This window comes from Sphingobium sp. DEHP117 (assembly GCF_030867385.1).
In the GTDB taxonomy this organism is placed as follows: Bacteria; Pseudomonadota; Alphaproteobacteria; order Sphingomonadales; family Sphingomonadaceae; genus Sphingobium.
This window is the reverse complement of sequence record NZ_JAPFBJ010000001.1, coordinates 1,139,226-1,157,471: the sequence shown is the minus strand read 5'-3', so window position 1 is coordinate 1,157,471 and position 18,246 is coordinate 1,139,226. Positions and strand designations below refer to the sequence as shown.

Genomic DNA, 18,246 nt, shown 5'->3' with positions numbered 1-18,246 from the left:
TTCAGGCGCTTTCATGCCGCTTTGCCCAAATGGGCGTGCGGCCATCGATGGTCTTCTGATAAACATCCGGATAACGGGCGATTGCAGCTTCTACGTCGGCATCGTCCAGCGGCGCATTGGGCTTGAAGCTGTCGAACCCACAGCGGCGCATATAGGCAATCTGGTCGACCAGTACGTCACCAACCGCGCGCAGCTCGCCTTCATAGCCCGCCTCACGCAGGATGCGCGCCGCGCTGTAGCCCCGCCCATCGGTGTAGGCGGGGAAACTGACTTCGACCAGCGAGATGCGATCGAGGAAGGGCAACAGCGCGCGCGCGTCCTCGCTTGGCTCGATCCGTACGGCAGTGGCGTTCGATTGATCACCGAAAGACTCGAGGGTGACAACCGGCTCCTGCGAAGCTTCGTCAGTACGAAAAGAAAGGAAATCAGCCATAAATCGCCTCTTTGAACGGGGCCATGCCAAGTCGGCGATAGGTATCGAGAAAACGCTCGCCCTCCGCCCGCTCACGCAGGTAAAGGTCGGTCGCCTTTTCGACAGCATCGACAATGCCGTTCTCATCAAAGCCGGGGCCGGTGATCGTGCCCAGCGAGCAATCTTCCGCGCCCGATCCGCCGAGCAGCAGCTGGTAATTCTCCGTGCCCTTTCGGTCGACGCCCAGGATACCGATGTGGCCCGCATGGTGGTGGCCGCAGGCGTTGATGCAGCCCGAAATCTTGAGCTTCAGCTCGCCGATGTGCGCATCCTTACCATTACCCGCAAAACGCTGAGCGATCTTCTGCGCGACCGGGATGGAGCGGGCGTTGGCGAGGCTGCAGTAATCGAGGCCCGGGCAGGCAATGATGTCCGTCACCAGATCGAGATTCGGTTCACCGAGGCCAGCTGCATGCAGTTCCTGCCAAAGCGCATACAGCTCCGCCTTCCTCACATAGGGCAGCACGATGTTCTGCGCGTGGGTCACGCGCAACTCGTCCATCGAGTAACGCTCGGCCAGATCGGCCATCAACTCGATCTGATCAGCGGACGCATCGCCGGGGATGCCACCGATCGGCTTCAGGCTGATGTTGACGATCGCATAGCCCGGCTGCTTGTGCGTGGCGACATTGCGGTCGACCCACAAGGCGAAGTCCGGGTCCGACCGGTCGAGAGCATCTGGCAAGCCACCCTCATAAGCAGGATCGGCGAAATAGGCGGCAATGCGCGCCAGCTCCTCGCGCGGCGGGTTGAGGCCGAGCGCCTTCATGTGGGCGAATTCTTCCGCCACCTGACGGCGATATTCCTCGACGCCCAGCTCATGCACGAGGATCTTGATCCGCGCCTTGTACTTGTTGTCGCGGCGGCCGTAGCGGTTGTAGACGCGCAGGCAGGCCTCGACATAGGCGATGATCTCGTCCTCGGTGACGAACGGATTGACCTCCGGAGCGACCATCGGCGTACGACCCATGCCCCCGCCCACGAACACGCGGGCGCCGATAACACCGTCGCGCTTCACCAGCTCCAGCCCAATATCGTGCAGACGCATGGCCGCGCGGTCTTCCGGCGACGCGATCACCGCGATCTTGAACTTGCGAGGAAGGTAGCTGAATTCCGGGTGAAAGCTCGACCATTGGCGCATCAGTTCGGCCCAGGGGCGTGGGTCAGCCACCTCGTCTGCCGCTACGCCGGCATATTGATCCGAACTGATGTTGCGAATGCAATTGCCCGAGGTCTGGATAGCGTGCATCTCGACACTCGCCAGGTCAGCAAGAATATCCGGGGCGTCGGAAAGCTTGATCCAGTTGTACTGGATGTTCTGCCGCGTGGTGAAATGGCCATAGCCGCGGTCATATTTGCGGGCGATATGCCCGAGCATGCGCATCTGGCGGCCGGAGAGCGTGCCATAGGGTACCGCGACACGCAGCATATAGGCATGAAGCTGAAGATAGAGGCCGTTCATCAGGCGCAGGGGGCGGAACTGTTCCTCGGTCAGCTTGCCCTCCAGACGGCGGCTCACCTGATCGCGGAATTCCGCCACGCGGGCGTCGACCATGGCCTGATCGTAATTGTCATACTGATACATCTTAAATCACCCACGCTGTAAGGTCGCCCGCTTCGGGCTTCAGGGTCAGATCCGGACGGACGGTGGGGCCGAGGCCACGAATACGCTCCTTGATATGGGCGGGGCGGGGGCCGTCAGCGGTCATTTCGGCATCCACGACATAGGCGCTGACCACATGGCGCGCAGCTTCCTCGCGCTTGCCGATAGCATCACCCTCTGAGGCGGTATCCACCGCTTGCGCCAACAGGCGACTCCAGCCATCGCCTGCCCACCACACGACATCGCCGGTCGCGAGATCGTTCGCCGTTAAAATCTTCACGCTGCTTTCTCCCTTGCCCCGTCGGCTATCGACCGGAGCGATTGTTCCTCGGCCCTGCCCGCCACCTCACCGATGACAATAAGCGCCGGGCTCACTACCCGTTCGCGCGCAATGACGCCAGCCAGTTCCGCCAGGCGCGCGCGCAGCACCCGGCTATCCGCCCGCGTCCCCTTTTCCAGAACTGCGATGGGAATGTCCGGGGACAGCCCGTCTGCCATCAGCTTTTCGGCGATGGTGGCGGCAGACGCGACGCCCATATAGATGACGAGCGTGCGGTCTTTCCCGGCAAGACCAGCCCAGTTCTGCTCGGCCAACCCTTTGCATTGTCCCGCAACGAAAGTGACGGCGCTTGACACCCCCCGATGCGTGAGGGGAAGCCTCGCCTCGGCCGCGCAACCAATGGCTGCGCTGACGCCCGGGACTACCTCTACCGCCACGCCGGCCGCTACACAGGCGTCCATCTCCTCGCCGCCGCGACCGAAAATGAATGGGTCGCCGCCCTTCAGGCGCACCACATCACGCCCGGCCAGTGCCTCGCGCACCAAAAGTGCGTTGATCTCTTCCTGCGGCAATGTGTGGCGCGCCCGGCTCTTGGCAACGGAGATGAGCTCTACGCCTTCGGGGGCGAGCGCCAGAATCGTGTCATCAACCAGCCCATCATGAACGATCAATGTCGCAGAGCCGATCAGCCGCGCGGCGCGCAGCGTCAGCAGCTCCGGATCGCCCGGACCCGCACCCACGAGATACACCGTCCCGCGTTCAGAAGAGGATGGAGCTTCGGCCATGTTCGGGGAAATGGGGCTGTGACCCATTTTTCGCAACGCAAAATGATTTTCGCCCCGCCAAGCAAAACTATGCGGTGTCGCCGCGTCAGTCGCCCATGGCGCTGGTGTCGATGGGCGCTAGGCCTATGCCGATGCTGGCGCGCGGTTGCTCCGCCTCTGACGACGTCACCGGATAGGCGCAAAAGTCGGCCGCATAGCCGCCACCCGGACGGTGGTTGCCAGAGACGCCGACTCCGCCGAACGGCGCTGAGCCGCCGATACCGAAGGTCGGCCCGTTCCAGTTAATCATCCCGGCGCGTACATGCCGCCAGAACTGTTCATAATGCTGGGGTGATCCGCCGACGAGCGCGGCGGATAGCCCATAGCGGGTGGCATTTGCCTCGCGGATCGCCGCATCGAAATCCGCCACGCGGACGAGCTGCAGGATAGGGCCGAACAACTCGATGTCGGGCCGTTGGGCAACTGGGGTAACGTCGATTAGCGAAGGCGAGAGAAAGGGTCGCGCCTCGTCGGGCCGCGCGAGATGCACCAGTGGTCGTCCGCCCATGTTCATCAGCGCCATGAAGCTTTCGCCCAGCCCGTCCGCCGTCTCATTGTCGATCACAGGTCCCATGAACGGTGCGGGGTTGGCGTGGGGCGGGCCGACGATCAGGCGCGCAATCAGCTTGCGCAATTCGGAGATGATACCGCTCGCCAGACTGTCCTTGACGATCAGCCGTCTCGCGGCCGTACAGCGTTGACCAGATGTGCCATAGGCGGACTGCACGATGATCGCGGCGGCGGCGGCCAAATCCGGTGTGTCCCACAGCACGAGCGGGTTGTTACCGCCCATTTCGAGGGCGACGATCTTTTCTGGATATGCGCCCAGCGCGCGGTTGATAGCGATGCCGGTCCGTGCCGACCCGGTAAACAGCACGCCATTCACGCCTTCATGTTTGACCAATACCTTACCGACCTCGGCACCGCCGACAAGCAGCCGCACGGCATCACGCGGCACACCTGCCTCATGTAGCAGGTCAACAAGCATCGCGCCGGACGCTGGCGTTTTTTCCGATGGCTTGAACACAACTGCATTGCCCGCGATAAGCGCCGGGATGATCTGACCAGCCGGCACATCCGCCGGGAAGTTATAGGGGCCGATCACCGCCACCACTCCGTGCGGCTTGTGGCGGACTGATTGGCGGCTATTCATAGCCCCTTCCATCCGCTTTTGCCCGGTGCGCTCGGAATATGTGGAGATGTGCATATCCACCCGCGCGATGACAGAGGAAACCTCCATCCGCGCTTCCCACAGCGGCTTGCCGGTTTCGCGCGCGATCAGATCAGACAGGGCATCCTCGCGCCCGCGCACGGCGTTGGCGAAACGGCGCATTGCTTCCATACGCGTGGTGACGGGCTGCGCGGCCCACAGCGGCCATGCGGACGCAGCGCGCTCCACCTCCGCATCGACATCGCCTTGCAACCCCTCCCACAGTAATGTGCCTGTAGCAGGCTCAAAGGATTGCAGTTTTTCTGTCATTACCGGACGATATGCCTTATTTCCGGGCGCAAGGAAAGCGGGAGGTTCAGGGCCCGGACATTGCTTCGCGTAAGTCCGCGATTTGTGCGATCTTTGCTTCCAGCATTGTCCAGTCGTCGCGCGTGTCGATGGCTGCCCAGATCGCTTCTACCTCGTCGATGTGCATCGAGCAGGGCGCTTCGCCGTGCCAATATATGTGGGATGCGGCTGCGGGATTGGCGAACGACGCGACATTTCCCTTGAGCTCCGCCCACACCGGACCTGTATAATGCTGCTCACTGGTGGGCGTTCGGAGTACTCCTCCGCGCCAGTCGAAGAAGAAGCGATCGATCGGCGTTTTACTCTCGATCATTGCACGCACAGCGCTTTCGATGAGCGCCGAGGTCGTGTCGGCATCTCCCTCGGCAATCCCCAGCCGCCAGCAAAAGCGCCGCCGCATGGCCGCAGCGTAGAGCTCAGGAAACCGGTTGAGTGCATCTACCAGCGGCTCGGTTTCGCTCAACGTGCGAAGTGAGAGTGCGAGTTGAGCCACATCCCAGTGAATGGCCTCTGCCTGACGTGCGAAGGCGTATAGCCCCTGATGATCGAAATAAGCGGCGGTGAAGCCCGGTTCCCACAGCGGGGTAAAGCGCCATGGGCCATAGTCGAAGCTCTCGCCGGTGATGTTGATGTTGTCGCTGTTGAGCACTCCATGCACGAAGCCCGCGATCATATAGCTCGCGGCGAGGTCCGCCGTGCGCTCGACCACGAGACCCAGCAACTGCGCGGCCGGGTTTTCGCCTGGCGTGGCGTCGTACAGCTTCGTTAGCGCATAGTCGGTTAGCGCCTTAAGTAGCCCTTCGTCGTGAAGCGTCGCAGCGCGCTGAAAGCTGCCGATGCGAATATGCGAGTGCGACAGCCGCACCAGCACTGCGGCGCGGGTAGGCGATGGCTCATCATTGCGTTCAAGCGCCTCGCCAGTCTCGATCAGAGAGAAACTCCTGGACGTGTACACGCCCAGCGCCTCCAGCATCTCCGTCGCCAGTATCTCGCGCACCCCGCCCTTCAGCGTCAGGCGCCCGTCGCCAAAGCGGCTGTACGGTGTCTGGCCCGATCCCTTGGTGCCGAGGTCCATGAGGCGGCCCAGATGATCGCGCATCTGGGCGAAAAGGAAGCCGCGCCCGTCGCCGATGTCGGGGTTGTAGACGCGGAACTGATGGCCATGATAACGCAAGGCGAGTGGGCGCTCCAGACTACCGGCCAGCGGCGCGAACCGCCCGAAATGATTGACCCACTCCGCATCGCCTAGCTCGCCAAGCCCTACGCTCTGCGCCCAGCGATCGTTGCGATAGCGCAGGATATGCTGGGGGAAAGTCGCGGGAGCGACGGCGTCGCCAAGGGAGGGGACATCGAGAATATCGCGCGCTGGGGTGAATTTCGCGGGTTGCGGGGTCAGGATCATGCGGCAATATGGGGCACGGCACAGGCGGGGATCAAGTATGGCGCGCTACGAAGACAAATATTGGTGGTCGAACGACGGCCTTCGCCTGCATTACCGTGATTATCCGGCGGACGCTGAAAATGACGGCCGCCCTGCTTTGCTCTGCCTGCCTGGCTTGACCCGCAACGCGCGTGATTTCGAGGCTTTGGCAGATCGTCTTGCCGGTGCTTGGCGGGTGATCTGCCCCGAGATGCGCGGGCGCGCGGAAAGCGCCTATGCCAAGGACCCGATGACCTATGTTCCGCTCACCTATGTGCAGGATCTGGAGCGGCTGCTGACCGATCTGGCGCTGAAGCGCTTCGTCGCGATAGGCACCTCGCTCGGCGGGATCCTGACGATGATCATGGCGCCCACGCATCGGGACAGGCTGGCGGGGGCAGTTCTGAACGACATCGGCCCGACGATCGAGAAGGCGGGGCTGGAGCGCATCCGCGCCTATGTCGGGTCGGGCGGCGGCTATCCGACATGGGTGCATGCCGCGCGCGCGCTCGCCGAAAATCAAGGGGCGATCTATCCCGAATATAGCCTGGAGCAATGGCTGGCGATGGCGAAGCGGCTCTATCGCCTGAACAGCCACGGCAGGGTTGTGCTGGATTATGATCAGCGGATTGCCGAACCGCTGAAGGTGCCGGGCAATGAGGCCGGTGTGGACATGTGGCCGGTGCTGGCGGCTTTCCAAGATATTCCATGCCTTTTTCTACGTGGAAAGCTGTCTGATCTGATGAGCGCGGAGACCGCGTGTAGGATGTTGGAAGCTGTTGGAAACAGCGCGGAGCTGGTGACGGTGCCCGGTGTGGGCCATGCGCCGACGCTGGACGAGCCGGAGGCGGTGGCGGCTATCGACCGGCTGTTGGAACGGGTCCTCGCGCGTGGCTGAGGGGCGCCCGCCGCGCATTCTTCACCTCCACAGCGGTTTCAACCTCGGCGGCAAGGAGGCGCGGGCGGTGCGCCTGATGAACCACTGGGGGGAGAGCGCGCATCATACGGTCATCAGCGCAGACCATGAGGCGATGGGCGCGCGGGCCGCGATTGCCGCCGACGTGCCGTGCGCCTTCCCGATGGACGCAGCCCCCTCGCTCAACGGTCTGCCCGGATTGCGCCGCTATTGGCAATGGGCGCGGCATATGCGCGATTTCGATCTTGTCCTCTCCTACAACTGGGGGTCGATGGACGGGGTGATGGCGCACCGCATCTTCAGCCCCTTCATGACGCTGCCGCCGCTCATCCACCACGAAGATGGCTTCAACGAGGACGAGGCGGCGCGGCTGAACCCCAAGCGCAACCTGTTCCGGCAGGCGGCGCTGGCGAGGGCCACCGCGCTGGTGGTGCCCTCGCGCGTGCTGGAAGACATAGCACTGGGCGCATGGGCGCAGCCGAGACGGCGCGTGGTGCGCATTCCCAATGGCATTGACGTAGCCGCATATCACAAGCCGCTGCGTGCGGACGCTATCGCCGGCTTTGCGCGCGAGGAGGGTGTTGTCACTATCGGCACGCTTGCTGGTCTTCGCGCAGTAAAGAACCTGCCCCGCATTGTGCGCGCCGCCGCTCCGCTAGGGGACAAGGTGCGGCTGGTGATTGTGGGCGAGGGGCCGGAACGCGACGCGATAGCTGCACAGGCCCGCGCGCTGGGCTTTGAAAGCCGCCTCGCACTGCCGGGTTTCATGGCGAATCCTGCGCACTTCATGGGCCTGTTCGACATATTTGCGCTCTCTTCGGACAGCGAGCAGTTCCCGATCTCGCTGGTCGAGGCGATGGCGGCAGGGCTGCCGGTCGTTGCAACCGATGTGGGGGATGTACGCAACATGGTGGCGGAGGCGAATCTGCCGTTCATCGTGCCGGTACATGATGAGGCGGGTTTCTCCGCTGCCCTGGCCAGAATGGCAGGAGAGGCGGGACTGCGCGCCACACTGGGGGCTGTCAACCAACAGCGGGCGCGGGCGGACTATCAGGAAACGGATATGCTGGCGCGCTATTCTGCGCTATACTCCGATGCAATGAGCCGCCCCGGCGTGCTTTCTGCCGGTTAGATAGCAGCGACTCGTTCTGGCGCACTTTTTCCATGCGTGCCGGATAAAAGTTGCTATAGGCGGCGCTTCATCCGCCACTGCGCGGGTCGCGATCAGGAGCTGATGCACGTGTTCAAGGGGTTAAAGCCCATCAATTACGGGGGCCGCGAGGTGTGGCCACTGATAGAGGGCGGCAAGGGTGTCGCTGTTTCCAATCACTCGAGTTCCGGAGCATGGGCTGCCGCAGGCGGCATCGGCACCGTTTCGGCCGTGAACGCCGACAGCTATGACGCTTTCGGCAACCCGATCCCGCAGATCTACCATGGCCGCACCCGGCGCGAACGGCATGATGAGCTGGTCGCTTATGCCATCGAGGGCGCTGTGGAGCAGGTAAAGCGCGCATTCGATATTGCGGGCGGCAAGGGCGCGATCAACATCAACGTGCTGTGGGAAATGGGCGGCGCGCAGAAGGTGCTGCACGGCGTGCTGGAGCGCACCAAAGGCATGGTGGCGGGCGTGACCTGCGGCGCGGGTATGCCCTACAAGCTGAGCGAGATAGCGGCGCATTACGGCGTTTATTATCTGCCCATCGTAAGCTCCGGCCGCGCTTTTCGCGCGCTGTGGAAGCGGGCCTATTCCAAGGCGGCGGAATGGCTGGCTGCGGTGGTGTATGAAGACCCATGGCTCGCGGGCGGGCATAACGGCCTTTCCAACGCGGAAGATCCTTTGAAGCCCGAAGATCCCTACCCGCGCGTGAAGGCGCTGCGCGACACCATGCGCGAGGGCGGTATTTCGGATGACGTGCCGATCGTGATGGCGGGCGGCGTCTGGTATCTGCGCGACTGGAACGACTGGATCGACAACCCTGAGCTGGGCAGCATCGCCTTCCAGTTCGGCACACGGCCCTTGCTGACGCAGGAAAGCCCGATCCCTCAGGTGTGGAAGGACAAGCTGACCCACCTCAAGGAGGGCGACATCCTCCTGCACCGCTTCTCGCCGACCGGCTTTTATTCGTCGGCAGTGCGCAACCCGTTCCTGCGCAATCTCGAGGCGCGGTCGGAGCGGCAGATTGCGTTTTCGCTGGAGCATGCGGGCGACCATACCTATCAGCTCGATGTGGGGGTGAAGGGCAAGAATTTCTGGGTCACGCCCGGCGACCTGCTGCGCGCGCGCGAGTGGTTTGGCGCGGGGTTCACCAGCGCGCTGAAGACACCTGACAACACGCTCGTCTTCGTCACCGAGGCCGAGCGCGCGGAAATCCGCAAGGACCAGACGGACTGCATGGGCTGCCTCTCTCACTGCGGCTTTTCGAGCTGGAAGGATTATGACGACTATACCACCGGGCGGCTCGCCGATCCGCGCAGCTTCTGCATCCAGAAGACACTGCAGGACATCGCCCATGGTGGCGAGCCGGAGAACAACCTGATGTTTGCCGGGCACAGCGCGTTCAAGTTTGGGCAGGATCCGTTCTATTCCAACGGCTTCGTGCCGACGGTGAAGCAGTTGGTGGACCGGATCCTCACCGGAGACTAGGCGCTAAGCCAGCTTGAAGTCGGCCCAGATCGGCAGATGGTCTGACGCGCGCCGTGCCAGCGCGCTATCGTGTACGCCCGCTGCCGACGGTCTCAGGCGGCCGCAATGCAAGATGCGGTCAAGCCGTGCCACCGGCCTGCGTGCGTGAAAGCTCTTGCCGGTCTCTGCGAACCGGAAATGCCGCGCGAAATCGGCGAGGCAGCCGCGTTCGGCACTCCATTCGTTCAGGTCTCCGGCCAGCACGGTCGGCATTTCGGGCAGATGCGCCTGCGCGTGGACGATCGCCGCCGCCTGCCGCCTGCGCCACAGGCCCGAGAGATCGAGGTGCATGCCGATCAGCCGAAGTGTAAATCCATTCAGCGCGACCTCGGCCAGCACGGCTCCGCGTGGCTCCAGACAGGGCAGGTGAATGATGTCGGATTGCCGCAACTCCGCCGATTTGCGCAGCAGGATCGCATTGCCATGCCAACCGATGCTGTCAGACTGCACATTCAGCGGCGCGGCGCGATAGTCGCTGTGCAGTTCCAGCAGGGCGGGGGGGAGGGCGGCTGTCCGCGCACCGAAGCGCCGGTCCGCCTCCTGCAGCACAACGATGTCGGCATCCACCTCCGCCAGCACGGCAAGAACCCGTTCCGGGTTACGACGCCGGTCGGTGCCGATGGCCTTGCGGATATTGTAGCTGGCGATGCGAATGGCCTGTGGGTGGCGCGGCGAAGGATGCATGGGTGTCCCAATGCCCGAAGCCTGCGACCGTTTCCACCACCATGTCGATTTGCCCTTGATGTTCGCTAAATGTTCTGCATATTCCACGCATGGCCAAGGCGAAGAAAAATTTTGTGTGTCAGCAGTGCGGAGGGTCATCACCCCGGTGGCAGGGGCAGTGCGACGATTGCGGCGGGTGGAACACGCTTGTCGAGGAGGCGGCGCCCACGGTCTTTGCCGCGCGGCATGACCTCCAGAAAGGTGGGCGGGCGCTGGTGCTCACCACGCTGGACAGCGAGGTCGCGCTGCCGGAGCGTGCAGCGACCGGGATAGCGGAGTTCGACCGCGCGCTGGGCGGCGGGCTGGTGTCGGGCAGCGTGACGCTGATCGGCGGCGATCCGGGCATCGGCAAATCGACGCTGCTGCTTCAGACGGCGGCGGAAATGGCGCGGCGCGGCCTGAGTGTCGCCTATATCAGCGGCGAGGAAGCGGCCGATCAGGTGCGCCTGCGCGCGCGGCGTCTGGGGCTGGGTGATGCGCCGGTCCAGCTCGCCAGCGCCACCTCGGTGCGCGACATATTGGCGACCATGGGGCAGGCGGGGCGGGACGGCGCAGCGCCGGACCTGCTGGTGATTGATTCGATCCAGACCATGCACTCGGACCTGATCGACAGCGCGCCTGGTACAGTCAGCCAGGTGCGCGCCTCGGCGCAGGAGCTGATTCGGTTTGCCAAGGAAAACGGCACCGCGCTGGTGCTCGTCGGCCATGTCACCAAGGACGGCAGCATTGCCGGGCCGCGCGTGCTTGAACATATGGTCGATACCGTGCTCGCCTTCGAGGGCGAACGCAGCCACCAGTATCGCATATTGCGCGCGCTCAAGAACCGCTTTGGTGGAACGGACGAGATCGGCGTGTTCGCAATGGCGGAGCAGGGGCTGGAGCAGGTGCCCAACCCCAGCGCGCTGTTCCTCACCGACCGCGCCGAAAGCGTGACCGGCGCCACCGTGTTTCCGGCCCTGGAGGGCACGCGCCCGGTGCTGGTCGAGATTCAGGCGCTGACCGTGCGGCTGCAGAGCGGGGCGACGCCGCGCCGTGCGGTCGTCGGGTGGGACAGCGGGCGGCTCGCGATGTTGCTCGCTGTGCTGGAGGCGCGCTGCGGCCTCAGCTTCGCCAATTGCGAGGTCTATTTGAACGTGGCGGGTGGATACCGGATCGCGGACCCGGCGGCGGACCTTGCCGTGGCGGCGGCGCTCGTCTCCGCGCTCGCCGAGCGGCCGGTGCCGAGCGGCGCGATCTTCTTTGGCGAAGTGGCGCTTTCGGGAGAAATCCGGCCTGTTTCCCACGCCCAGCTGCGCCTGCGCGAAGCGAAGAAGCTGGGGTTCGAGCTGGCCGGCGTTCCCGCCAACATCAGCGCGGACGAGGGCGGGATGCAGCTTCAGGGCTACCGCGCGCTGTCGCACTATGTTGACCGGGTGCTGGGGCGCGGATAAGCCTGCGCGCCATGACCGCGCTCGATATGGCCTTGGTGCTGCTGATGGGGGGAATGGCCGTTACGGGCTTTCTCCGGGGTTTCGTGCAGGAGGTGCTCTCGCTCCTCGCCTGGGTGGTGGCGGTTGTCGCCGTGCGGCTGTTCCTTGCGCCGATCACCGACCTTGCGGGTGTGTGGATCGGCGCGGGAGCGACCGCTTCGCTGCTGGCGTTCGGCGGCCTGTTTGCGCTAACCTTTCTCGCCGGCAAGCTGATCGCCGGGCGGGTGGGGCAGGGGGTTCGCTCCTCCGTGATCGGGCCGATGGATCGTGTGCTGGGCGCGGGCTTTGGCGCGCTCAAGGGGTTGGTGGTGGCGACGCTCGCCTTCCTTGCCTTCTCGCTCGCCTATCAGTTTTTCTTCGGCAAGGACGGCGGCCTTCCCGGCTGGATCAGCACCTCGCGCAGCTATCCGTTGCTCAATGCCAGCGGCGAGGCGATGAGCCAGATGATCGGACGGCGCATGAATGGCGAAGATGCGCTGGCTCAGGATGAGGCGGGTGACAAGGATCGCACGCTGGCGGATGAGGAAAACGCGCAGTAGGTGGCTCTCTCAGCCCCCCTGAAACTGCCGGTGATGGCGGATGACCTCATCAATGATGAAGCGCAGGAATTTTTCGGCGAACACAGGGTCGAGATTGGCATCGGCGGCGAGCTGGCGGAGCCGCGCGATCTGGCGCTCCTCGCGCCCGGGATCGGCCGGGGGCAGCGCATGCTCGGCCTTATAGCGCCCCACTGCCTGCGTCACCTTGAACCGCTCGGCCAGCATATAGATGAGCGCCGCGTCGATATTGTCGATGCTTTGCCGAAATTGATCCAGCGATTCGCTCACCGCTTCTCTCCCCTCTTGGTCAGCGCCTTTTTGCCGCTGATGCGCACGCGCGCAAGGGTTAACGCTTGCCTTTGGCGCATGAGGGCGTAAATCGCCGCCATGACCGCAAGCATCCACCGCATCGGCCGCGCCACGCCGCCCTCGCTCGATCCGCTGATGACCCTCGTCGCGGAGGACATGAACAGCGTCAACGCGGTGATCCTGGACCGGATGCAATCGCGGATCCCGCTGATCCCCGAACTGGCGGGCCATCTTATCGCTGGCGGGGGCAAGCGCATGCGCCCGATGCTCACGCTCGCCTGCGCGCGCCTGATCCAGTATATGGGCACGCGCCATCACAAGCTTTCCGCCGCGGTGGAGTTCATCCACACCGCAACGCTGCTGCACGACGATGTCGTCGATGGCTCCGGCATGCGGCGCGGACGCAAGACAGCGAACATCATCTGGGGCAACAGCGCCAGCGTGCTCGTAGGCGATTTCCTGTTCAGCCGCAGCTTCGAGCTGATGGTCGAGGACGGCTCGCTGAAGGTTCTCAAGATCCTTTCCAACGCCTCGGCCGTGATTGCCGAGGGCGAGGTCAACCAGCTCTCCGCGCAGCGCCGGGTCGAGACCGACGAAGAACAATATCTCGACATCATCAACGCCAAGACGGCCGCGCTTTTCGCCGCCGCCTGCCGCATTGCCGCCGTCGTGGCCGAGAAGGACGAGGCGCAGGAGCAGGCGCTGGACAATTATGGCCGCCATCTGGGCATCGCGTTCCAGCTGGTCGACGACGCCATCGACTATGCCTCGGACGGCGCGACGATGGGCAAGGACCTGGGCGACGACTTCCGCGACGGCAAGGTGACGCTGCCCGTCATCCTCGCCTATGCGCGCGGGAATGACGAGGACCGGGCGTTCTGGCGCGCGGCCATTGCGGGGCACAAGGTGTCTGATGACGACCTCGCCCATGCCACCACGCTGCTGCGCCGCTCAGGCGCGATCGACGATACGCTGGCGCGCGCACGGCATTATGGCCAGCGGGCGATCGACGCACTCGGCATCTTCCCGGCGGGCAAGGCCAAGGACGCGCTGATCGAGGCGGTCGAGTTCGCGATCGCGCGGGCGTACTGAGGCCGCCGCCGGAAGGGCGGCATAACACGCTTGACTGCGCAGCTTCGGCAGATTTGGATGCCCCGCGAGGATTCGAACCTCGATTGACGGAGTCAGAGTCCGTAGTCTTACCTTTAGACGACGGGGCAACGGAGGCGTCGATCTAGGCTGGCGTCTCAGCCCTGTCAAGGCGCCACGCACCGCTTGTTTGCCCGATTATGACGATGGCTCTTTCCGGCGGGTTGCGCATGGCGCCCGCAGGCCTTAGGGTCATGCCCAAGTACCGCGCGCACCGCGCGGCTGTGGCATAAGTGAGTGACGAGGCATGGCGCAACAGACCCGCCAGAGGGCAGCGAAAGTGCGCCCGTCTTTGCGGCAGGAAGGGGTTACGGAGACCGCATCCGTTCCCGCGCCAACACAGGACGGGCAGGCCAGCCGCATCAGACCCCCACGCCCGACAGCCTCTCGCGCCGGTTCCTCAAGAACGAGCTATGCCGCGATCGATCTGGGGACCAACAACTGCCGCCTGCTGATCGCAAAGCCGTCTGCCGACGGGTTCGTCGTGGTGGACGCGTTCTCACGCATCGTCCGGCTGGGCGAGGGGTTGGCGGCGACGGGCGCCCTGTCGCAGGCCGCGATGGACCGGGCGGTGGCGGCGCTCTCCGTCTGCGCGGAGAAGCTGCGCGCGCGGCAGGTTACGCTCGCGCGATCCGTGGCGACCGAGGCGTGCCGCCGCGCGTCGAATGGTGCGGAGTTCATCGCGCGGGTGAAGCGCGAGACCGGCATCGCGCTCGATATCATCTCGGCGCAGGAGGAAGCGCGACTGGCAGTGCTTGGTTGCCACGCCCTGCTGGAACCGGGGGATGGCCCCGCGCTGATCTTCGACATCGGCGGCGGGTCGACCGAGCTTGTGCTGGTGGAGAGCACCGGCCCCGGCCCGCGCATCATTGACTGGCTCAGCATGCCTTGGGGCGTGGTGTCGCTCACCGAATGCGAGGGCGCGCCGGAGGGGAGCGCGCCGAACGCCCGGGTCGAGGCCTATAGCCGGATGCGCGCGCGCGTTGCCGACGCCATCACGCCGTTTGCCCGGCGGGTTCCCACACCCGCGCACCAGCCGCGCCTGCTCGGCACCTCAGGCACGGTGACGACGCTGGCGAGCGTGCACCTCGACCTGCCGAAATATAACCGCCAGCTGATTGACGGGTTGATAGTGCCGACCGGCTCGATGCGCGCCATTTCGCAACGGCTTTCCCTGATGACGCTGGAGGAGCGGCGCGCGCTGCCGAGCATCGGGCCGGAGCGGGCGGACCTCGTGATCGCGGGTTGTGCAATATTAGAGGGCATTCTCGACATCTGGCCCGCCGAGCGCCTTGGCATTGCCGACCGGGGCATTCGCGAGGGAATATTGCGCTGTCTGATGGAGCAGCGGCTGTGAGGGGCGCAGGCGCCGGGCGCGTGAGGGTCAAAACCGCGAAGAACCGCAGCGCACAATCGACCCGCTGGCTGCAGCGGCAACTCAACGATCCTTATGTCAAACAGGCGAAGGCCGAAGGCTGGCGCAGCCGCGCGGCGTTCAAGCTGATGGAGCTGGACGACAAGTTCGGCTTGCTGAAAGGCGCGCGCGCTGTGGTGGACCTCGGCGTCGCACCGGGCGGCTGGGCGCAGGTGGTGCGCAAGCGCACGCCGCAGGCGAAGGTGGTGGGCATCGACCTGTTGCCGGTCGACGCGATCGAGGGCGTGTCGCTGCTCCAGATGGATTTCACCGACGAAGCAGCGGACGCGGCGCTTGCCAAGGCGCTGGGCGAAGCGCCGGACCTCGTGCTGTCAGACATGGCGGCAAACACCGTCGGCCATGCGCAGACCGATCATCTGCGCACCATGGGGCTGGTGGAGGCGGCGGCATGGTTCGCAGTTGAGCACCTGAAGCCCGGCGGGGCTTTCGTCGCGAAGGTCTTTGCGGGCGGCACGGACAAGGAGCTACTCGTGCTCCTGAAGCGCAACTTCGCTACTGTGAAGCACGCCAAGCCCCCCGCAAGCCGCAAGGGCAGCAGCGAGTGGTATGTGATTGCCCAGGGGTTCAAGGGGCGGAGCACCGATACCCCGCCCGAATGATTATCCTGTTATCCCGCCCGCCGCGAGCACGGCAAGGGTGAGCAGCTCGCTGGCGTTCGATGCCATCGTTGCAACCTGTACCGATTTTTCCATGCCGACCAGCATCGGGCCGATCACGCTGTCTCCGCCCAGTTCACGCAACAGCTTGGCGGACAGATTGGCCGACTGCAGGCCGGGCATGATGAGGCAATTGGCCGACCCGGACAGGCGGCAGAACGGGTAATTCTTCATCACAGTGGGGTTCAATGCCACGTCCGGCGCCATCTCGCCTTCATATTCGAAGTCGACCCCGCGCTCGTCGAGTATCGCGACCGCCTCGCGGATATTCTCCAGCCAGTTGCCCCACGGATTGCCGAAGGTGGAATAGGAGAGGAAGGCAACGCGCGGCTCGTGCCCCATGCGGCGGGCGACAGCGGCTGTGCCCTCCGCTATGTCGGCCAGCTCGATCGCCGAGGGGCGCTCGTGCACCGTCGTATCCGCCATGAATACGGTGTGGCTCTGACCAACGAGGATGTGGACGCCGAAGTTCGTGCGGCCGGGCACCGGATCGATCACCCGGCGCACTTCGCGCATGGTCTGGGCATAGGTGCGCGTCATGCCGGTGATCATCGCATCCGCCTCGCCCATCTTGAGCAGCAGCGAGCCGAAGATGTTGCGGTCCCGGTTCACCATGCGCTCGCAGTCGCGCCGCAGATAACCGCGCCGTTGCAGGCGGGCATAGAGCGCGTCGACCATCTTGGGCACGAGCGGCGAGTTCACGCTGTTGTGCACCTCGAAGCTGTGCGGATCGGCAACGCCCAGCGCGCGCAGCCGGTCATAGACATCCTGCCGCCCGACCAGCACCGGAATGCCATAGCCGCCATCGCGGAACTGGATGGCGGCGCGAAGGACCACTTCCTCCTCACCCTCGGCGAAGACGACGCGCTTGGGGTGTGCCTTCGCGCTTTCGTAAGCCAGCGTCAGCACCGACGTGGTTGGATTGAGCCGGGCCTTGAGGGCCTGGCGATAGGCATCCATGTCCTCGATCGGCTTCTGTGCGACGCCGCTCTCCATTGCTGCCTTGGCGACGGCCGTGGACACGACCTCCATCAGGCGCGGATCGAATGGGGCGGGAATGATATAGTCCGGCCCGAAATTGTGTTGCTTGCCATAGGCGCGCGCCACTTCCTCCGGCACCTGCTGGCGCGCGAGATCGGCGATGGCTTCGGCCGCGGCGATCTTCATCGCCTCGTTGATTGCGGTCGCCCGTACATCCAGCGCGCCGCGAAAGATGAACGGGAAGCCGAGCACGTTGTTGACCTGGTTCGGGTAATCCGAACGCCCGGTTGCGACGATGGCGTCGGGCCGCGCGGCCTTCGCGTCTGGCGGCGTGATTTCGGGGTCGGGGTTCGCCATGGCGAAGATGATGGGCTTTGCCGCCATGTCCTTCACCATATGGGGCTTGACCGCATCCTTCACGGAAAGCCCGATGAAAACATCTGCGCCCTTGAGCGCTTCCTCCAGCGACCGTCGATCAGTCTTGGCGGCATGGGCCGATTTCCACTGGTCCATGCCTTCGGTGCGACCCTGATAGATGACGCCCTTGCTATCGCACATCAGAATGCGTGCCTTGTCCGCACCCATCGCGATGATCAGCTCTGTGCAGGCAATCGCCGCTGCGCCCGCGCCGTTTACGACGATGCTGACATCCTTGATATCGCGCCCGGTGAGGTGGAGCGCGTTGATCAGCCCCGCCGCACAGATGATCGCGGTGCCATGCTGGTCGTCATGCATGACCGGGATGTTCATCCGCTCCTTCAGCGCCTGCTCGATCATGAAGCATTCGGGCGCCTTGATATCCTCAAGGTTGATGCCGCCGAACGTGGGCTCGAGCAGGGCCACCGCGTCGATGAACGCCTGTGGGTCCTCGGTCGCCACTTCGATGTCGATCGAGTCCACGTCGGCGAAGCGCTTGAACAGTACCGCCTTGCCTTCCATCACCGGCTTGGAAGCGAGCGCGCCCAGATTGCCGAGGCCCAGGATCGCTGTGCCGTTCGAGATGACCGCGACCAGGTTACCCTTGGCGGTGTAATCATAGGCTGTCGCAGGATTATCGGCGATCGCCTTTACCGGCACCGCAACGCCGGGGGAGTAGGCAAGCGACAGGTCTCTCTGCGTTGCCATCGGCTTGGACGCGACGATTTCGATCTTGCCGGGGCGCCCGGTCGAATGGAAAAAAAGTGCCTCACGCTCGGAAAATTCGATTGTCGGGCGATCGGACATGGATGTCTCCCTTTTTATTGGACCGAGGCGTGCAGATGGTGGTT

Annotated in this window: 17 protein-coding genes and 1 tRNA gene; 8 read left to right on the top strand and 10 right to left on the bottom strand. The window is 64.3% G+C overall.

Annotation, left to right across the window (positions count from 1 at the left end):
• Position 1 precedes the first annotated feature (1 nt).
• The 6 genes from OOT33_RS05735 to OOT33_RS05710 form a co-directional block, all read right to left on the bottom strand.
• Positions 2 to 433, bottom strand: a complete 432-nt coding sequence (locus OOT33_RS05735) for a DUF934 domain-containing protein (RefSeq protein WP_307749035.1) — start codon at positions 431 to 433, stop codon at positions 2 to 4.
• Positions 426 to 2,057 carry a nitrite/sulfite reductase gene (locus OOT33_RS05730; protein WP_307749034.1) on the bottom strand — a complete coding sequence of 544 codons (1,632 nt, stop codon included), beginning with the start codon at positions 2,055 to 2,057 and terminating at the stop codon, positions 426 to 428. The genes OOT33_RS05735 and OOT33_RS05730 overlap by 8 nt, the downstream gene beginning before the upstream one ends.
• Position 2,058: 1 nt before the next feature.
• A complete protein-coding gene (locus tag OOT33_RS05725) occupies positions 2,059 to 2,355 on the bottom strand; it encodes a DUF2849 domain-containing protein (RefSeq protein ID WP_307749033.1) in 297 nt (98 codons plus the stop codon).
• Positions 2,352 to 3,140, bottom strand: coding sequence for a uroporphyrinogen-III C-methyltransferase (cobA, locus tag OOT33_RS05720; protein WP_307749319.1), 789 nt, complete (start codon positions 3,138 to 3,140; stop codon positions 2,352 to 2,354). The genes OOT33_RS05725 and cobA overlap by 4 nt, the downstream gene beginning before the upstream one ends.
• Positions 3,141 to 3,225: 85 nt before the next feature.
• Positions 3,226 to 4,659, bottom strand: a complete 1,434-nt coding sequence (locus OOT33_RS05715) for a succinylglutamate-semialdehyde dehydrogenase (protein ID WP_307749032.1) — start codon at positions 4,657 to 4,659, stop codon at positions 3,226 to 3,228.
• 46 nt (positions 4,660 to 4,705) lie between these two features.
• Positions 4,706 to 6,100 (bottom strand): protein adenylyltransferase SelO family protein, encoded by a 1,395-nt coding sequence (locus tag OOT33_RS05710; protein WP_307749031.1) that lies wholly within the window; start codon positions 6,098 to 6,100, stop codon positions 4,706 to 4,708.
• A 37-nt stretch (positions 6,101 to 6,137) separates the two neighbouring features.
• Between OOT33_RS05710 and OOT33_RS05705 the strand changes: the two genes are divergently transcribed.
• The 3 genes from OOT33_RS05705 (at position 6,138) to OOT33_RS05695 (ending at position 9,678) form a co-directional block, all read left to right on the top strand.
• Positions 6,138 to 7,016 (top strand): alpha/beta fold hydrolase, encoded by an 879-nt coding sequence (locus OOT33_RS05705; protein WP_307749030.1) that lies wholly within the window; start codon positions 6,138 to 6,140, stop codon positions 7,014 to 7,016.
• Complete coding sequence (locus OOT33_RS05700; RefSeq protein WP_307749029.1) at positions 7,009 to 8,166, top strand: glycosyltransferase; 1,158 nt, start codon at positions 7,009 to 7,011, stop codon at positions 8,164 to 8,166. The genes OOT33_RS05705 and OOT33_RS05700 overlap by 8 nt, the downstream gene beginning before the upstream one ends.
• Positions 8,167 to 8,274: 108 nt before the next feature.
• Complete coding sequence (locus OOT33_RS05695) at positions 8,275 to 9,678, top strand: nitronate monooxygenase (protein ID WP_307749318.1); 1,404 nt, start codon at positions 8,275 to 8,277, stop codon at positions 9,676 to 9,678.
• A gap of 3 nt (positions 9,679 to 9,681) precedes the next feature.
• Here the strand turns inward: OOT33_RS05695 and OOT33_RS05690 are convergent, their stop codons facing one another.
• Positions 9,682 to 10,401 carry an endonuclease/exonuclease/phosphatase family protein gene (locus OOT33_RS05690; RefSeq protein WP_307749028.1) on the bottom strand — a complete coding sequence of 240 codons (720 nt, stop codon included), beginning with the start codon at positions 10,399 to 10,401 and terminating at the stop codon, positions 9,682 to 9,684.
• A gap of 89 nt (positions 10,402 to 10,490) precedes the next feature.
• On the opposite strand from OOT33_RS05690, the gene radA reads away from it, so the two are divergent.
• Both radA and OOT33_RS05680 read left to right on the top strand, forming a co-directional pair.
• The gene (radA, locus tag OOT33_RS05685; RefSeq protein WP_307749026.1) at positions 10,491 to 11,870 is read left to right on the top strand and encodes a DNA repair protein RadA; all 1,380 of its coding nucleotides are present in this window, start codon (positions 10,491 to 10,493) and stop codon (positions 11,868 to 11,870) included.
• Positions 11,871 to 11,881: 11 nt separating this feature from the next.
• On the top strand, positions 11,882 to 12,448 hold the full coding sequence (locus OOT33_RS05680) for a CvpA family protein (RefSeq protein ID WP_307749025.1): 567 nt from the start codon (positions 11,882 to 11,884) through the stop codon (positions 12,446 to 12,448).
• Positions 12,449 to 12,457: 9 nt separating this feature from the next.
• Here OOT33_RS05680 and OOT33_RS05675 read toward each other — a convergent pair whose 3' ends face one another.
• Positions 12,458 to 12,736: a chorismate mutase gene (locus tag OOT33_RS05675; protein WP_307749024.1), complete on the bottom strand. Its 279-nt coding sequence runs from the start codon at positions 12,734 to 12,736 to the stop codon at positions 12,458 to 12,460.
• 99 nt (positions 12,737 to 12,835) lie between these two features.
• On the opposite strand from OOT33_RS05675, the gene OOT33_RS05670 reads away from it, so the two are divergent.
• Positions 12,836 to 13,849: a polyprenyl synthetase family protein gene (locus OOT33_RS05670; RefSeq protein ID WP_307749023.1), complete on the top strand. Its 1,014-nt coding sequence runs from the start codon at positions 12,836 to 12,838 to the stop codon at positions 13,847 to 13,849.
• A gap of 54 nt (positions 13,850 to 13,903) precedes the next feature.
• Here the strand turns inward: OOT33_RS05670 and OOT33_RS05665 are convergent.
• A tRNA-Gln gene (locus tag OOT33_RS05665) sits at positions 13,904 to 13,977 on the bottom strand.
• Between the two features lie 176 nt (positions 13,978 to 14,153).
• On the opposite strand from OOT33_RS05665, the gene OOT33_RS05660 reads away from it, so the two are divergent.
• Positions 14,154 to 15,263, top strand: a complete 1,110-nt coding sequence (locus tag OOT33_RS05660) for a Ppx/GppA phosphatase family protein (RefSeq protein WP_307749022.1) — start codon at positions 14,154 to 14,156, stop codon at positions 15,261 to 15,263.
• Entirely contained in the window at positions 15,260 to 15,940 is a 681-nt protein-coding gene (locus OOT33_RS05655) for an SAM-dependent methyltransferase (protein ID WP_307749021.1), read from the top strand. Before OOT33_RS05660 ends, OOT33_RS05655 begins: the two co-directional genes overlap by 4 nt.
• On the opposite strand, the gene OOT33_RS05650 is transcribed toward OOT33_RS05655, so the two are convergent.
• On the bottom strand, positions 15,941 to 18,202 hold the full coding sequence (locus tag OOT33_RS05650; RefSeq protein WP_307749019.1) for a phosphate acyltransferase: 2,262 nt from the start codon (positions 18,200 to 18,202) through the stop codon (positions 15,941 to 15,943).
• Positions 18,203 to 18,246 lie beyond the last annotated feature (44 nt).

Excerpts from the sequence above, each read along its gene's own strand:
- OOT33_RS05735 (WP_307749035.1), bottom strand. The coding sequence starts at position 433 with ATGGCTGATTTCCTTTCTTTTCGTACTGACGAAGCTTCGCAGGAGCCG.
- OOT33_RS05730 (WP_307749034.1), bottom strand. The coding sequence starts at position 2,057 with ATGTATCAGTATGACAATTACGATCAGGCCATGGTCGACGCCCGCGTG.
- cobA (WP_307749319.1), bottom strand. The coding sequence starts at position 3,140 with ATGGCCGAAGCTCCATCCTCTTCTGAACGCGGGACGGTGTATCTCGTG.
- OOT33_RS05715 (WP_307749032.1), bottom strand. The coding sequence starts at position 4,659 with ATGACAGAAAAACTGCAATCCTTTGAGCCTGCTACAGGCACATTACTG.
- OOT33_RS05710 (WP_307749031.1), bottom strand. The coding sequence starts at position 6,100 with ATGATCCTGACCCCGCAACCCGCGAAATTCACCCCAGCGCGCGATATT.
- OOT33_RS05705 (WP_307749030.1), top strand. The coding sequence starts at position 6,138 with ATGGCGCGCTACGAAGACAAATATTGGTGGTCGAACGACGGCCTTCGC.
- OOT33_RS05690 (WP_307749028.1), bottom strand. The coding sequence starts at position 10,401 with ATGCATCCTTCGCCGCGCCACCCACAGGCCATTCGCATCGCCAGCTAC.
- radA (WP_307749026.1), top strand. The coding sequence starts at position 10,491 with ATGGCCAAGGCGAAGAAAAATTTTGTGTGTCAGCAGTGCGGAGGGTCA.
- OOT33_RS05680 (WP_307749025.1), top strand. The coding sequence starts at position 11,882 with ATGACCGCGCTCGATATGGCCTTGGTGCTGCTGATGGGGGGAATGGCC.
- OOT33_RS05670 (WP_307749023.1), top strand. The coding sequence starts at position 12,836 with ATGACCGCAAGCATCCACCGCATCGGCCGCGCCACGCCGCCCTCGCTC.
- OOT33_RS05660 (WP_307749022.1), top strand. The coding sequence starts at position 14,154 with ATGGCGCAACAGACCCGCCAGAGGGCAGCGAAAGTGCGCCCGTCTTTG.
- OOT33_RS05650 (WP_307749019.1), bottom strand. The coding sequence starts at position 18,202 with ATGTCCGATCGCCCGACAATCGAATTTTCCGAGCGTGAGGCACTTTTT.